Source organism: Corynebacterium lehmanniae, from assembly GCF_043161975.1.
In the GTDB taxonomy this organism is placed as follows: domain Bacteria; phylum Actinomycetota; class Actinomycetes; order Mycobacteriales; family Mycobacteriaceae; genus Corynebacterium; species Corynebacterium lehmanniae.
In genome coordinates, this window is sequence record NZ_CP170998.1 from 1,408,419 (window position 1) to 1,422,944 (window position 14,526).

Here is a 14,526-nt window from a genome sequence, read left to right on the forward strand (position 1 = left end):
GGTAGGGTTTGAGCTAAAAGCCCCCTACCCTGCGAGGTGCCCATGACCGCCCTCAAGACAGGCCAAGTCCAGCGCACGTATGTGGTCGCGGACCGCGGCGACCGGCCAGCCGTGCGCGGCTGGTTCCACCTCGTCGCCGCCGCCCTGTCGGCCATCTCCTCGGCCGTGCTGATCACGTTCGGCTGGATGACCCTGCCGTGGCCGCAGGCCCTCGGCGTAACCATCTACGGCGCCGGCGTGGTGCTGCTGTTCGCCGTCTCCGCGATGTACCACCGCTGGCCCTGGCGCTCGCCCGGGGCGGTGCAGTGGTGGCGCCGAGCAGACCACGCCACCATCTCGGTGTTCATCGCCGCCACCTACACCCCGCTGTGCCTGATCGTGTTCGAGCCGCGCACCGCCGCGATCATGCTGGCGGTGGCGTGGGCGGGCGGCATCGGCGGGGCCGTGCTCAACCTGGTGTGGATCAACCACCCGCGGTGGCTCGACGTCGTGGTCTACGTGGGGCTGGGCTGGATCATTGTGCCGCTGTTGCCAACACTGTGGAGCTCGGCCGGCCCCGCGGTGGTGTGGCTACTGTTCGCCGGCGGCGTGGTCTACACGCTCGGCGCACTGGTGTACGGCTTCAAGTGGCCGGGGCGTTCCGCGCGCTACTACGGCTACCACGAGCACTTCCACACCGCGACCGTCGTCGCCGCCGTGTGCCACCTTGTGGCCATTTGGATGGTGGTTGTGGGCCAATGAGACTAGAGTGACACATGTGACTACCTTTAATCGCCGCACGTTCCTCAAGTCCGCGGGCGCCGCAGCCGCCACCGCAGCACTCGCCGGCAGTGCCTCAGCCGCCCTCTCCCCCTCCGCCCAGGCTCAGCAGCGCCGGGTGCTTGGCACGGTGGTGGATTATTCGGCTGGCGTGCCGTCGGCAAGCGCTGTGAAAGCTGCGGGCCACATGGGCGCGGTGCGCTACGTCTCCGACCGCCGCCCCGGCGCCGAGTGGATGCGCGGCAAGCCGGTGACCATCGGCGAGACCCGCGACTACAAGGCCAACGGCCTCGCCGTCGCGTCGGTGTACCAGTTCGGCCGCGCAGAGACCGCCGACTGGAAGCGCGGCGCGCTCGGTGCCGCCGCCCACGCCCCGAAGGCGATGGCGCTGCACACCGCCGCCGGCGGCCCGCAAGGCCGCCCGATCTACGTCGCCATCGACGACAACCCCACCCTCGAGCAGTTCAACAGCCAGATCAACCCGTACCTGAAGGCCATGGGCACCGCGTTCAACGCCGCCGGGTACCAGCTCGGCGTGTACGGCAACTACTACACCATCGCCTGGTGCCTGGAAGACGGCATCGGCTCCTACTTCTGGCAGCACGACTGGGGCTCCCGCGGCAAGGTGCACTCGCGCGCGAACATCCACCAGGTCGCCGGTTGGCAGGCGAACATCCAGGGCGTGCAGGTGGACATCAACAACGTCTACACCTCCGACTGGGGCCAGTGGACCCCGGGGCAGGCCTCCACGCTGACCGACATGACGCCGGACGACTGGTCCAACCTGCTCCAGGGCAGCAGCCAGCTCTCGTCCTCATTATTCAGGAGGTAGCGCAACAGAAAATGGCCCGGGCAAACCGGGCCATTTTTATTGCCAACTCAAGCGGCGCTCTAGTGGTCGACGGGAGCTTCGACGCCGACGCCGGTCAGCGAGCGGACCTCCATCTCGGCCTGCAGCTCGTCGAAGTTGTCGGGCTTGCCCAGGTAGGTGCCCACGATGCCGGCGAGGAAGCCGAGCGGGATGGACACCAGGCCCGGGCTGGTCAGCGGGAAGATGGACCAGTCGGCGTTGGGGAACATCGCGGTCGGGCTGCCGGAGACCGCCGGAGACAGGGCGATCAGCACCAGTGCGGAGATCAGGCCGGTGTAGATCGACGCCACCGCACCGGTGGTGTTGAAGCGCTTCCAGTACAGGGAGTACAGGATGGTCGGCAGGTTCGCGGACGCCGCGGTGGCGAACGCCAGGGAGACCAGGAAGGCCACGTTCTGCTGCATCGCGAGGATGCCCAGGATGATGGCGACGATGCCCAGGATCACCACGGTGATGCGGGAGACACGGACCTGCTCTTCTTCGGTGGCTTGGCCGTCGCGAAGCACAGCGTCGTAGACGTCGTGGGCGATGGAGGCCGAGGCGGTGATGGCCAGGCCGGCGACCACCGCAAGCACCGTCGCGAAGGCGACCGCAGAGATCAGCGCCATGAAGATGGAGCCGCCGAGCTCGAATGCGAGCAGCGGGGCCGCCGAGTTCGCGCCGCCGGGGGCGGCGAGGATGCGGTCCGGGCCGACGAAGGCGGCCGCAGCGTAGCCCAGGATCAGGGTGAGCAGGTAGAAGGAACCGATGAGCACGATCGCCCAGGTCACGGACTTACGCGCTTCCTTGGCGGTGGGCACGGTGTAGAAGCGCATCAGCACGTGCGGCAGACCCGCGGTGCCGAGCACCAGCGACAGGCCGAGGGAGACGAAGTCCAGCTTGGTGGTGGTGGTCTTGCCGTACTTCAGGCCCGGCTTCATAATCTCCTCGGCCTGGTAGCCCTTCTCCGCGAGGTAGCTGGAGGCGGAGTGGGTGTCGATGGCCTGGTTGAACACCGCGGTCAGGCCGCCCTTGGCCATGATGAACGCCAGCACCGACATGATCAGCACGCCAGCGATGAGCAGCACGGCCTTGATCATCTGCACGTAGGTGGTGCCCTTCATGCCGCCGACGAGGACGTAGATGATCATGATCACGCCGACGATGCCCACGCAGATCGCCTGCGCGGTAAAGGAGTGCAGGTTCAGCAGCACGGACACCAGCGAGCCGGCGCCGGCCATCTGGGCGATCAGGTAGAACAGCGACACGAACAGGGTGCCGAACGCGGCGGCGACGCGCACCGGCTTCTGGCGCAGGCGGAACGACAGCACGTCGGCCATGGTGAAGCGTCCGACGTTACGCAGCGGCTCGGCCACCAGCAGCAGCGCCACCAGCCAGGCGACGAAGAAGCCGATGGAGTACAAGAAGCCGTCGTAGCCGTTGAGCGCGATCGAACCGACGATGCCCAGGAAGGACGCGGCTGACAGGTAGTCGCCGGCGATGGCGAGGCCATTTTGCGTGCCGCTAAACGACGCACCGCCGGTGTAGAAGTCCGCCGATTCGCTCGTGGTCTTACCGGCGCGCGTCACGATGTAGAGCGTGACCACGATGAAGGCGCCGAAGATGGCGATGTTGAGCAGCGGGTTGCCGGTTTCTTGCCCGGTTTCGGCTGCGAGCAGGTGGGTCTGCATGGTTTAGCCCTCCATCTCTTCGCGGATGTGAGCCGCGCGCGGCTCAATGTTCTTGTTCGCCCACTTCACGTAGATCCAAGTGATCAAAAACGTGGTGAAAAACTGCGCCAAGCCGAGCCAGAGACCGACGTTGAGGCCGAGGAAGTCCTTGGCCATCACGTCGGGGGCGAAGGTGGCGAAGACGACGTAGAAGACGTACCAGAGGAACGCCGCGATCATCACCGGGAAGGTGAATCCGCGGAACGTGCCTCGCAGGTCCTGGAATTCGGGGCTTTGCTGCATGGCCACGAACTCGTCAGGAGTTGGCTCGCGGCGTTGCGGGACAGCGGTGGAACCGGCCATGGCCTCGATCCTTTCTAGTGCACGGGAATTAGGTCTTTGCCGCGCCGGAAGTATGTGATCTCCGACTCAACAATGTGAATGTAACCCACCACACAGTCACATGTTGGTTGTTCCGTAAATCGCTTTAATTTTTCTCCCAGGAAAAATCGCAGCAATGCAAAACCACCCGGCTGCGATCAACGCAACCGGGTGGTTAAAACAGCACCCCCCCTACCCCGGGAAAGTCAGCGGGTCGCCCGAGAGGCGCTCGCCTGCGACCCCATCAAGGGCGGCGACATCCTCGCTATCCAGCGTGATGCCCACCGCGCCGAGGTTTTCCTCCAGGCGCTTTGGGTTGGCGGTCTTCGGCACCACCGAGCAGCCGAGCTGCATCAGGTAGGCCAGCGAGACCTGCGCCGGGGTGGCTCCGTGCTTGTCGGCCACTGCCTGAATGGCCGGGTCGTCGAAGTTGCCGCCGCGCGCGAGCGGCGCCCACGCCTCGGTCACGATGTCGTGCTCGTCGTGGTAGGCGCGCAGCTCGGGCTGGGTGAACCCGGCGTGCAGCTCCACCTGGTTGAGCACCGGGGTGATGCCGGTGGCCGCGATGATCTCGTCGAGCACCTCCGGGTAGAAGTTGGCCACGCCAGCGGACTGCAGCCGGCCCATGCCCTGCAGTTCCGCGATCTGTTCGAAGGCCTTGACGTAGGTGCCGTGCTGCGGCCACGGCCAGTGCACGAGGTAGAGGTCGATGAACTCCAGGTCGAGGCGCTTGAGCGACTCGTGGTAGGCCTCGGCCACGCGCTCCTGGTCGTCGTTCCACAGCTTCGTGGTCACGAACAGTTCTTCGCGCGTGACGTCGCCGGCTTTGATCGCGGCGTTGATGGCCTTGCCCACCTCGACCTCGTTGTCGTAGAGCGCCGCGGTGTCGATGTGGCGGTAGCCGAGCTCGATGGCGGTGCGCACGATGGGCTCCACCTCGTCGCCGGTCAGCTTGTACGTGCCCAAGCCGAGGAGGGGGAAATCGTAGCCGTCGTTAAGTGTGGTGACCGGGATGCGCATGGCAGCCTCCTAGCTGGCGTCGAGCAGGTCAATGATGAACACGAGGGTGCGGCCGGACAGCGGGTGCCCGCCGCCCGCGGGGCCGTACGCCTTTTCCGGCGGGATGGTCAGCTGGCGGCGGCCGCTGACCTTCATGCCGGGGATGCCTTCCTGCCAGCCCTGGATCAGGCCGGTGAGCGGGAAATCTGCGGCCTCGCCGCGGTCCCAGGAGGAGTCGAACTCCTCGCCCGTTTCAAAGTCCACGCCAAGGTAGTGGACCTTGACAAAACCGCCGGCCACGGCCTCTGCGCCCTCGCCGACAGTGATGTCCTCAATGACGAGGTCTGCAGGCGCCGGGCCCTCCGGCTTGTCGATGAACGGCTTCTCCATAACGTTGAAACTCCTTGCAAATTACGTGGGCAAGTTGTGCGGCCCAATACAAAACCGCCGAGAACTTCCTCCCGAAAGTATAAGGGAAGAGCAGTTCTCGGCGGTGAAGCGCCGAAGCATGCAGCTTATCGACGCCCTCCGGTTGGCCTAGAGGTTGGCCTAGTGCCCGAAACTAGCGCTGGTCGCGCGGCACGAATTCGCGCTGCTGGTAGCCGGTGTAGATCTGGCGCGGGCGGTTGATCTTGGTGTTCATCTCCAGCTGCTCGCGGTACTGGGCGATCCAGCCCGGCAGGCGGCCGATGGCGAACAGGACGGTGAAGAAGTCCGTCGGGAAGCCCATGGCGCGGTAGATCAGGCCGGTGTAGAAGTCGACGTTCGGGTAGAGCTTGCGCTGGATGAAGTACTCGTCGTTGAGCGCGATCTCCTCGAGCTTCATGGCCAGGTCCAGCAGCTCGTCGCCGCCGAGGTGCTCGAGCACCTCGTGCGCGGTGTCCTTCACAATGGCGGCACGCGGGTCGTAGTTCTTGTACACGCGGTGGCCGAAGCCCATCAGGCGCACGCCCTTTTCCTTGTTCTTCACGCGGTTCATGAAGTCGGTGGCGTCGCCGTCGTGGTTGTTCTTGATGTCCTCGAGCATCTCCAGCACGGCCTGGTTTGCGCCGCCGTGCAGCGGGCCGGCCAGGGCGTTGATGCCACCGGCGATGGAGACGAACATGTTGGCCTGGGCCGAGGCGATCATGCGCACGGTGGAGGTGGAGCAGTTCTGCTCGTGGTCCGCGTGCAGGATGAGCAGCTTGTCCAGGGCCTTGGTCAGCACCGGGTCGACGTGGTAGTCCTCGGTCGGGTACCCGAACATCATGCGCATGAAGTTCTCGCGCGGGTTCAGGGAGTTGTCCGGGTACATGTACGGCTTGCCGCGGGATGCGCGGTAGGCGTACGCGGCGAGCATCGGTACCTTGGCCATGAGGCGCACGGTTGCCTTATCCAGCTGCTCCTCGTCCAGCGGGTCGAGCTGGTCCTGGTAGTAGGCGGAGAGAATGTTCACCGAGGAGGCGAGCACGGCCATCGGGTGGGCGTTGCGCGGGAAGATGTTGAACGCGGCCTTGAAGTCCTCGTCCAGCAGGGTGTGGTGGCGCAGCTCGGAGTTGAAGTTGTCCAGCTCGTCGGTGGTGGGCAACTCGCCGTTGATCAGCAGGTAGGACACCTCGTTGAAAGTGGCGTTTTCTGCCAGGTCAGCGATGTCGTAGCCACGGTAGCGCAGGATGCCTTCGTCGCCGTCGATGTAGGTGATCTTGGACTCGGTGGAGCCGGTGGAGACGTAGCCGGGGTCGAAGGTGACCAGGCCGGTTTCGCCGAGAAGCTTGCCCAGCACGACGCCGTCGTTGCCTTCGGTGGCGCGCATGATGTCCATCTCGTACTCGCCGCCCGGGTAGTGGAGTACGGCCTTGTCCTTGTTCTCAGTAGCCACTGATTTCCCCTTCCAGGTAGTTTTCTCGGCTGTCTTCGGGATACCTCCCGGCAACCTGTTTTTACGTAAGGCACTGTATCAAAGTTTGTGACCCGTCTGACAACATTGGCAACTGTCTGGACACACCACAGATAACCGGGCGGGTACGCCCGCTGGTGCGGGCACGTCCGTTAAGCTGGTCGGGTATCTGCCCGGCGGAAAGGTGACGTATGCGCGAGCTGCACTTCTTGGAAGAAGAGTCGACGGAGACGTTTTTCGTCCTCCGCGACGAGAACGGGATGCGTTACCAGTTGGCGCGCACCGAGCTTGAGCCCTCGCTTCTCGACGGCGCCCCCGTCACCGATTCCGTCACTGCCCCCGCCACCCCCGCCGACGACAACGGGCCGGCCCCACTGGAGGACACCGCCGACGCACCCGGGACCGAGGCCGCCGACGTAGAGGAACCCGCCGCGCCCGAGCCGGCACCGGTGGAGCGCTCCCTGCCGGAGCCGGACCCGCTCTACGCCACTCCCCTGTCCATGCGCCCGAACGAGATCCAGGCGCGCCTGCGCGCCGGCGCCACCGCCACCGAGTTGGCCGAGGAGATGGGCGTGGCGGAAAGCCGCCTGGACGTCTACGCCCACCCGGTGCGCCTCGAGCGCGCTCAGGTGGCGGAGGCCGCGAAGCAGTCGCACCCGGTGCGCGAGGACGGCCCGGCCAAGCAGACCCTGTTTGAGATCCTGGCCACCGCGTTCGCGGCCCGCGGGCACTCGATCAGCGACGCGGAGTGGGACGCCACCCGCGAGCAGGGCGACAGCTGGGTCGTCCACGTCACCTGGAAGGCAGGGCTGACGGAGAACGAGGCGCTGTGGACCTTCAAGCGTTCCATGGGCTCCGCCGCCCAGACGGAGGCGCGCAACGCCATGGCCGCGGACCTGACGGACCCGGATTTCGCGCAGCCGGTGCGCTCGCTGTCCGCGGTGCGCGCTGACCGTGCCGACGTCAGTGACGAGGACGTGGCCGATGACGCTCCCGAAGCTGATGTCACGGAGTTGCCGGTGGAGGGCAACCCGGAGGTCGTCGATACGCGAGACGATGTGCTCGAGGGCGACTTCCTGCGCCACCCGGACGAGGACGAGCAGCCGAAGAAGCGCCGCCGCAAGGCTGTCACCCCGCACTGGGAGGACGTGCTGCTGGGGGTTCGCACGAACACCAAGCGCCCGAAGCGCTGAGCACCTTAGGATGTGTGCATGAGTTTCCCAGCGGTTCTTACGCTTTGGTTTGTCAACACCGCCGATCCGGCTGGCGTGCTCGAGCGCGAGCCGAAGGCCGACCGCGGGTTCGGCCGCAAGCTGCTTTCCCAGGTCAACCCGGCGTGGCCGATCACCCCGATCGGCTCGTTCCCGCTGAACCGCTCCTCGGTGCCGGGCCGCGACGAGTTCTACATCGCGGGCTTCCCCGGGGTCTCTGTGGTGCGGATGCTTGTCGACGATTGCTCGGCCCTGTCCACCACCACCCCGTGGCTTTCGGCTCTTCCCGCCTCTGACGTGTTTGTCGTCGCGACCGGCACGGACAGCGACTACGGCGGGTTCGCGCACTTCACCGGCGAGACGGTGGTGCGCAGCTTCAGCGCCACCCGCACCCAGGTCATCGAGGATATGGGCCTGCCCGAGCCGTTCGAGGCGCCCTACTGGGCCGGCGAGCGCGCCGAGGAGGCCGGCGGCATCTCGCTGCCGTTCGAGCCGCGCGACCTCGCGCTGTCTGCAGAGCGACACTGGCTAGGCGTGGACATCGGCGAGGATGGCCCCGACATCAACGTTGTCGGCTACGCGGTGGACGGCCGCCCCGAGCCGAAAATCGAGGAAAAGAAGACGCCCGCTGTGAAGTCAGTGGACGCGGTGGCCGCCAGGTTCGCGGAGAAGTCGAAGGCGTACGACGACTACGAGGACGCCCCCGATGAGCAGCGCGGCGACGAGTTCGCCGAGCTTGCCGACGCCTCCGTGGCCGCCGCCAAGCGCGTCGGCCGAGGCCTGCGCGCACGCGCGGCGGAGCTGTGGAAGGCGCTTTCTGAGCGCATCCGCCACTTCGACCGCTAGCGATTTTTTTCGTAAAACGCGATCGCGGCGGACGTCGCCACGTTGAGCGAGTCCGTGCCCGGCGCCATGGGGATCTTGGCGCGCACGTCAGTGGCGCGCATCGCGTGCGGAGTCAGGCCGGGGCCCTCCCCGCCGACCAGGAACGCCACCTTGTCGTGGCCCTGGATCGCGTCTTTGAGCTCGACGGCGTCGTCCGCCGGGGTGAGCGAGATGAGCCACCAGCCCGCCTCGCGCAACTCATCCAACGAACGCTGCCACGTCGTCGGCGTGCCGTCGAGGTGCGCGAACGGGGTGCGCAGCACGTGCCCCATGGACACGCGCACGCTACGGCGGTACAGCGGGTCAGCGGTGGCGGCGCCGAAGAGCACGCCGTCGACGCCCATGCCGGCGGCGTTGCGGAAGATCGACCCGATGTTCTCGTGGTCGCCCACGCCCTCCAAGATCACGAGGGTGCGCGCGCTGTCGAGCACCTCCGCGACGGAAAGCGGCTCCGGCTTGTCAGCGGAGACCAGCAGCCCGCGGTGCATGTCGTAGCCTGCGACCTCACCCATGATGGCACGGGTGATCTGGTAGACGGGCACGCCGCGGCGCTCGAGCTCGTCGCCGTAATCGGCCATGAAGGATTCCAGCCGCCCGCCGAAGCCGAACACGGCGCGCACCGGGAAGCGGGATTCCACCAACCGGCCGGCCACGAGCGGCCCCTCGGCGAAGACGAGCCCTTTTTCCTTGTCCGAATGTTTCAGGTCGCGGATGTCGTCGAGGCGGGGGTCCGACGGGTCGTCGATAGGCACAAGCATTTAGCTCAGCGCCGCCATGATCGGGCCCTGGGCGAAGTACACCACGAACAGGGCGGAGATGAGCCACATGATCCAGTGGATCTCCTTCGCCTTTCCGGCGAACAGGCTCATCAGGGTAAAGGAGATGAAGCCGACGCCGATGCCGTTGGCGATGGAGTAGGTCAGCGGCATGGTCACGATGGTCAGAAACGCCGGCAGGGCGATCGTGAACTCGGACCACTCAATCTGCCCGACCTGCATCATCATTAGCGCACCGACGACCACGAGCACGGGGGCTGCGGCCTCGATGGGCACGATCTCGTAGAGCGGGGTGAAAAACATCGCGGCGAGGAACAGAACGCCGGTGACCACGTTGGCCAGGCCGGTGCGCGCACCGTCCGCGATACCGGCGGAGGAATCGACGAACACGGTATTCGACGATGCCGAGGTCGCGCCGCCGACGACAGCGCCGAAGCCTTCGACGACCAGGGCGCGCTTCATGTCCGGCAGCACGGCGTGTTCGTCGGTAAGCCCGGCCTGGCGGCCAAGTGCGGTCATGGTGCCCATGGCGTCGAAGAAGTTGGCCAGCACGAGGGTGAACACGAGCAGCGACGCGGAGATCACTCCGAGGTTCACAAACGCGCCAAACAGGTCCACGTTGCCCACGATGGACAGGTCCGGGATGCCGCCGAAGCTGTCCGGCAGGCCCGGCACCGCCATGCCCCACCCCTCCGGGTTGTCTGCGGAGGAGCCGGTGCCAGTCAGCGCCTCGACCACCATGGCGATGACGGTGGTGAGCAAGATGCCGATGAACAACCCGCCGCGGATGTTGCGCGCGACCATGAAGCCGCAGATGAACAGGCCGATGACGAACACGAACGTGGGCCAGGACGAGATGGAGCCGCCGGTGCCCAGCTGCACCGGCACGGTGGTCATGGCGGCGTCGGGGATGCGGCGGACAAAGCCGGCGTCCACAAGCCCGATGGTGGCGATGAACATGCCGATGCCCACGCTCATGGCCACCTTCATGGAATCGGGGATGGCGTTGAACACGGCGGTGCGGAAGCCGGAGACGGCCAGCAGCACGATGATGATGCCGTCGATGACCACCAGGCCCATGGCCTCGGGCCAGGTCAGGCCCTGCTGACCCACCATCGTCACCGCGACCAGGGTGTTGATGCCCAGGCCGGTGGCGATGCCGAACGGGTACTTGGCAATCACGCCGAACAGGATGCTCATCACGCCAGCGGCGAGCGCCGTTGCGGCGGCGACCTGCGGGATGCCCAAGACAACGCCTTCGCGGTCCGGGCTGGTGCCGATGATCAGCGGGTTGAGCAGCACGATGTAGGCCATCGCGAAGAACGTCACTACCCCGGCGCGCACCTCGGTGCCGACCGTGGATCCGCGCTCGCTGATGTGGAAGAAGGTGTCCAGCGCGCCGCGCGGCTGCGGCTGGTCCTTATGCAGTTTTGCTCCGGTGGTGGTACTCACGTCGCATTAGTGTCGCACCCTGCCTGCGAAAACACCAATCGTTGGGGCACACCAACGATTATTCCCGCACGGTGGTGTCCGAGTGTGCCCCGCAGCCGTAGGAAGAGGCCACCACGTGCCCGTCCGCGGAGTACTCGTTGGCGCAGATGCCGAAGTTCTCGCCCACAGGCTGGTCCAGCGGAATATAAAACGCGCAGGAGCGGCACGACAGCGCGGCCTTTTCGGCGAACTCGCTGTTGGGGCCGAACTCGCCGGTGCGCCAGCGCTTCTTCGCGTCCTCCAGGCCGGTGGTGGTGAGGTAGCGCTTAGTTTCGCGGCCGGTAAACGTGACGGCCTCGCGGGAAAAGGAGTCGTCGGTGACGCGCTCGTCGTCAGGCGAAAGCTCCATGATGTCGCCCGGGCCCAGGTCGCCGGGGCGCAGGCGGTCGGAGTACGGCACCCAGTCCGGTGCTTCGAGCGCGCCTTGCGACGGCACGAGCGCGACCTCGTTGACGGTAACCCAGTCTGCGCCGTCGGCGCAGGCCACCACTGCGTTCCACTCCCAGCCTGCGTAGCCGGGCACGTCGGCGGCGAAACGGTGGGTGGCCACGTTGCGGCCGAGCCCCGTCACGCCGATGTGCTCGCCGACTTCCCCGTCGGCGATTTCGGCCAGCGCCTCCCGTGCAGTGGCGACTGCGTCGGTGGACAGCAGGGGGCTACGCTTTCGGGGGTTGCGGGATCGGTTGTTGGATCGTGACACGGTTCCCCATTATTGCCCACGTGGTGCAGGATGGTTGCCATGGGTCGATTCACGCTTGCCGCCGTCTGTTCCGCGCTCGCTGTCTTGTCGGGCTGTTCCTCCCCCGAGACCGCTGGGCCGGACACGCAGCGCCTCACCGCGCACGTGGAGGAGCGCCTGCCTTTCGACGACACCAGCTTCACCCAGGGCCTGGAGGTCGCCAAGGACGGCACCATCTACGTCGGTACCGGCCAGGTGGGCGAATCGCGTCTGTACACGCGCACGCCCGGGGGCGAGGAATTGCGCTCCGTTGATTTGGATCCGCAGTTTTTCGGCGAGGGCATCACGCTTCACGACGGCATCCTGTGGCAACTGACCTGGCAAAACGGCACCGCGATCAAGCGGGATGCCGCGACTTTGGAAGAGACCGGCCGGGCAGACTTCGCCGGCGAGGGCTGGGGCCTGTGCTCCCGCGCCGACGAGGACGAGCTGATCTTCTCCGACGGCACGGCCGAGCTGCGCCGCATGGACCCGGACACGTTCGAGGAGCGCGAGCGCTTCACCGTCACCATGGACGGCCAGCCCGTGGAGGGCCTCAACGAACTCGAGTGCGTTGGCGACGAGGTGTACGCCAACGTCTTCACCACCACCAACATCATGCGCATCGACGCCGACTCGGGGAAGGTCACCGCCGTCATCGACGCCTCCGGGCTGGACAACAACGCCGCGCCCGACCCGAACCACGTGCTCAACGGCATCGCGCACATCCCCGGCACGGACGAGTTCTACCTCGCCGGCAAGCGCTGGCCCGACATGTACCGCGTGACGTTTAAGCCCGAGAGCGGCACCAAGTAGGATCTTGCGCCATGGCACGCAAACGCGCAGCAACTCAGCAGTGGAAAGTCCTGGCCATCGCCTTGGTGGGCGTGGTGGTGCTGGTGGGGGCGGTCTACGCCTTCATGAGCTACCAGCAGAACAAGCCGGGCACCCCGGTGCGCGACCTCGAGGTCGCCGTGGCCGCCGGCGGGCAGACCGAACAGGTGCCCGTATATACAGTGTGCGAGCTGGACGTGGAGTGCCCCGGCGGCGAGCCGCCGAGCATGCGCCTGCCGGATCAGGGGGACGTGACCTTCACCGTGCCCGGCGAGATCGAGCGCAACAGCTGGCGCCTGCTGCTCATCTACGACGATCCAGCCGCCAACACCGAGCGCGTGTTCACCTCCGGCGAGTCCGGCGAGGAAACCGCCCCGGCCGTGACCGAATCCGGCGCGAAGCTCGTCGTCGCCGAGATCACCACCCTGGACATTGAAAAAGGCGATGACGGGGAAGAAACTCCCGTCATCGCCACGTGGTCTGTCGGCTTCGACTAAGCATCCAGCTCCCTGGCCACCGCCCGCAGGATCTCCGCCACCTGTCGGCCCTCCTTGCGGTCCGGGTAGCGACCGTTGGTCAGCGCGGGCTGGACCTGCGTTTCAATCAGGGTCATCACATCGGCCAGCATGCTGCCCAGCTCCTCCGGCTTGCGACGGTGCACAGGGCGGCGTTTCGGCTCATCGAGCACCTTCACGCGCAGCGCCTGCGGGCCGCGGCGGCCGGCGGCGAAATCAAACTCGATGCGCTGGCCTGCGACCAGCTCGTCCACGCCGTCGGGGAGCACGGACTTGCCGATGAAGACGTCGTCGTCGCCCGGGTTGGACGCGAAGCCGAAGCCCTTTTCGGTGTCGTACCACTTCACCTTTCCAATAGGCATGGCATCCTCCTTTAAGGTTCCGGTACATGGCCCGCCCATTGCAGGCCAAAATAAAGGCTTTACACTACACCTCCGCCCCGAAAACCGCGACTGTGTCGCAGAACACCAAAACTCGCCGGGCGGTGCGCAACCTGCGGAAACGTTGAGCTCGGCTGTCACATGAACACCATTCCGTGCCGCTTGCGTGACACAATCGTTACAAATGGTTAGGCTGTCCCGAGAATTGGCGGTCAACGACGAGAGGAAACGAATCATGGGACGCCACTCCAAGAAGACCACCTCCACGGGCAAGAAGGCTCTGGCAGGTACCGCAGCAGTTGCAGCACTGGCAGGCATCATCGCCCCGCAGGCAACCGCAGCACCGGATTCCGACTGGGACAAGCTCGCACAGTGCGAATCCGGCGGCAACTGGTCAATCAACACCGGCAACGGCTACTACGGCGGTCTGCAGTTCAACTACGGCACCTGGCAGGCCTACGGCGGCGGCGAGTTCGCCCCGACCGCGAACCTGGCCACCCGCGAGCAGCAGATCATCGTCGCCGAGCGCACCCTGGCCAAGCAGGGCTGGGGCGCATGGCCGGCCTGCTCCGCGCGCTACGGCCTGAACTCCGCGCCGACCAACCGCGACGCGCAGGCAGCCCAGGCGGCTCCGGCACCGAAGCCGGCTCCGGCCCCCGCACAGGCTGCCCCGGCTCCGGCCGCCCAGACCTCCTCCACCGGCAACGAGACCGACGCGCTGTACGCGAAGCTGCGCACCGCTGTCAACGACCTCGGCTTCCAGGTCCCGGCTACTGTCCAGGACAACTACGCCGCAAACCGCAACGACTACAACGCGTTCTACGCAGCTAACCAGCCGCTGGTGGACGCCGCCCTGGCCGGCGACTACGCCAAGGTCGCCCAGCTCATTGGCTCCAACTTCGGCACCCAGGTCAACGACACCCTGGCTTCCCTGCAGCAGACCTACCTGCCGCGCTAAGAGCTACGCGCCGAAACCCCGCCTCCGGGCGGGTTTTCTTTTTGCCCACATCGCTGATCTGCTAGTTCGCCCAGCCCGGCAACGGCACCGAACTAGCAGATGAGCCCACAGTTGGAATCAGTTTTCAATACCACCTGGGCAAACGGAAAGTTGGACCCTTGATCTGCTAGTTGGGGTTAAACGACAAAATGTGTGTCTGGAAACGGCGATTTCCGGGTCGTGA

Annotated in this window: 16 protein-coding genes; 7 read left to right on the forward strand and 9 right to left on the reverse strand. The window is 66.1% G+C overall.

Annotated features, from left to right (window positions below):
• The first annotated feature begins 42 nt into the window (after positions 1 to 42).
• Both trhA and ACF3NP_RS06765 read left to right on the forward strand, forming a co-directional pair.
• A complete protein-coding gene (trhA, locus tag ACF3NP_RS06760; RefSeq protein WP_239307687.1) occupies positions 43 to 741 on the forward strand; it encodes a PAQR family membrane homeostasis protein TrhA in 699 nt (232 codons plus the stop codon).
• A gap of 16 nt (positions 742 to 757) precedes the next feature.
• Positions 758 to 1,591 (forward strand): DUF1906 domain-containing protein, encoded by an 834-nt coding sequence (locus ACF3NP_RS06765; RefSeq protein WP_392398517.1) that lies wholly within the window; start codon positions 758 to 760, stop codon positions 1,589 to 1,591.
• A gap of 59 nt (positions 1,592 to 1,650) precedes the next feature.
• Here the strand turns inward: ACF3NP_RS06765 and ACF3NP_RS06770 are convergent, their stop codons facing one another.
• The 5 genes from ACF3NP_RS06770 to ACF3NP_RS06790 all read right to left on the reverse strand — a co-directional run bounded on the left by ACF3NP_RS06770 (position 1,651) and on the right by ACF3NP_RS06790 (position 6,517).
• Complete coding sequence (locus tag ACF3NP_RS06770) at positions 1,651 to 3,300, reverse strand: solute symporter family protein (RefSeq protein WP_392398518.1); 1,650 nt, start codon at positions 3,298 to 3,300, stop codon at positions 1,651 to 1,653.
• Positions 3,301 to 3,303: 3 nt separating this feature from the next.
• Positions 3,304 to 3,642 carry a DUF485 domain-containing protein gene (locus ACF3NP_RS06775; protein ID WP_181890168.1) on the reverse strand — a complete coding sequence of 113 codons (339 nt, stop codon included), beginning with the start codon at positions 3,640 to 3,642 and terminating at the stop codon, positions 3,304 to 3,306.
• Between the two features lie 210 nt (positions 3,643 to 3,852).
• Complete coding sequence (locus tag ACF3NP_RS06780; protein ID WP_239355692.1) at positions 3,853 to 4,680, reverse strand: aldo/keto reductase; 828 nt, start codon at positions 4,678 to 4,680, stop codon at positions 3,853 to 3,855.
• A 9-nt stretch (positions 4,681 to 4,689) separates the two neighbouring features.
• The gene (locus ACF3NP_RS06785; protein WP_392398519.1) at positions 4,690 to 5,049 is read right to left on the reverse strand and encodes an FKBP-type peptidyl-prolyl cis-trans isomerase; all 360 of its coding nucleotides are present in this window, start codon (positions 5,047 to 5,049) and stop codon (positions 4,690 to 4,692) included.
• A 172-nt stretch (positions 5,050 to 5,221) separates the two neighbouring features.
• Entirely contained in the window at positions 5,222 to 6,517 is a 1,296-nt protein-coding gene (locus ACF3NP_RS06790) for a citrate synthase (RefSeq protein WP_239307682.1), read from the reverse strand.
• A gap of 209 nt (positions 6,518 to 6,726) precedes the next feature.
• Between ACF3NP_RS06790 and sepH the strand changes: the two genes are divergently transcribed.
• On the forward strand, positions 6,727 to 7,728 hold the full coding sequence (gene sepH / locus ACF3NP_RS06795; protein WP_392398520.1) for a septation protein SepH: 1,002 nt from the start codon (positions 6,727 to 6,729) through the stop codon (positions 7,726 to 7,728).
• Between the two features lie 18 nt (positions 7,729 to 7,746).
• Complete coding sequence (locus ACF3NP_RS06800) at positions 7,747 to 8,592, forward strand: DUF6928 family protein (RefSeq protein ID WP_392398521.1); 846 nt, start codon at positions 7,747 to 7,749, stop codon at positions 8,590 to 8,592.
• Here the strand turns inward: ACF3NP_RS06800 and ACF3NP_RS06805 are convergent.
• Genes ACF3NP_RS06805 through ACF3NP_RS06815 form a run of 3 tightly spaced genes read right to left on the reverse strand, consistent with a single transcriptional unit; the run spans position 8,589 to position 11,598 of the window.
• Positions 8,589 to 9,389, reverse strand: a complete 801-nt coding sequence (locus ACF3NP_RS06805; RefSeq protein ID WP_392398522.1) for a TrmH family RNA methyltransferase — start codon at positions 9,387 to 9,389, stop codon at positions 8,589 to 8,591. The genes ACF3NP_RS06800 and ACF3NP_RS06805 overlap by 4 nt on opposite strands.
• Positions 9,390 to 10,859, reverse strand: coding sequence for an NCS2 family permease (locus ACF3NP_RS06810; protein WP_392398523.1), 1,470 nt, complete (start codon positions 10,857 to 10,859; stop codon positions 9,390 to 9,392). It abuts the gene before it with no gap.
• A 58-nt stretch (positions 10,860 to 10,917) separates the two neighbouring features.
• Entirely contained in the window at positions 10,918 to 11,598 is a 681-nt protein-coding gene (locus ACF3NP_RS06815) for a DUF3027 domain-containing protein (RefSeq protein ID WP_392398524.1), read from the reverse strand.
• 39 nt (positions 11,599 to 11,637) lie between these two features.
• On the opposite strand from ACF3NP_RS06815, the gene ACF3NP_RS06820 reads away from it, so the two are divergent.
• Complete coding sequence (locus tag ACF3NP_RS06820) at positions 11,638 to 12,432, forward strand: glutaminyl-peptide cyclotransferase (RefSeq protein ID WP_392398525.1); 795 nt, start codon at positions 11,638 to 11,640, stop codon at positions 12,430 to 12,432.
• An 11-nt stretch (positions 12,433 to 12,443) separates the two neighbouring features.
• Complete coding sequence (locus ACF3NP_RS06825; RefSeq protein WP_392398526.1) at positions 12,444 to 12,947, forward strand: DUF2771 family protein; 504 nt, start codon at positions 12,444 to 12,446, stop codon at positions 12,945 to 12,947.
• On the opposite strand, the gene ACF3NP_RS06830 is transcribed toward ACF3NP_RS06825, so the two are convergent.
• Entirely contained in the window at positions 12,944 to 13,327 is a 384-nt protein-coding gene (locus ACF3NP_RS06830) for a cold-shock protein (RefSeq protein ID WP_181890031.1), read from the reverse strand. The genes ACF3NP_RS06825 and ACF3NP_RS06830 overlap by 4 nt on opposite strands.
• A gap of 253 nt (positions 13,328 to 13,580) precedes the next feature.
• On the opposite strand from ACF3NP_RS06830, the gene ACF3NP_RS06835 reads away from it, so the two are divergent.
• Positions 13,581 to 14,303: a resuscitation-promoting factor Rpf1 domain-containing protein gene (locus ACF3NP_RS06835; protein WP_392398527.1), complete on the forward strand. Its 723-nt coding sequence runs from the start codon at positions 13,581 to 13,583 to the stop codon at positions 14,301 to 14,303.
• The last annotated feature ends 223 nt before the right edge of the window (positions 14,304 to 14,526 follow it).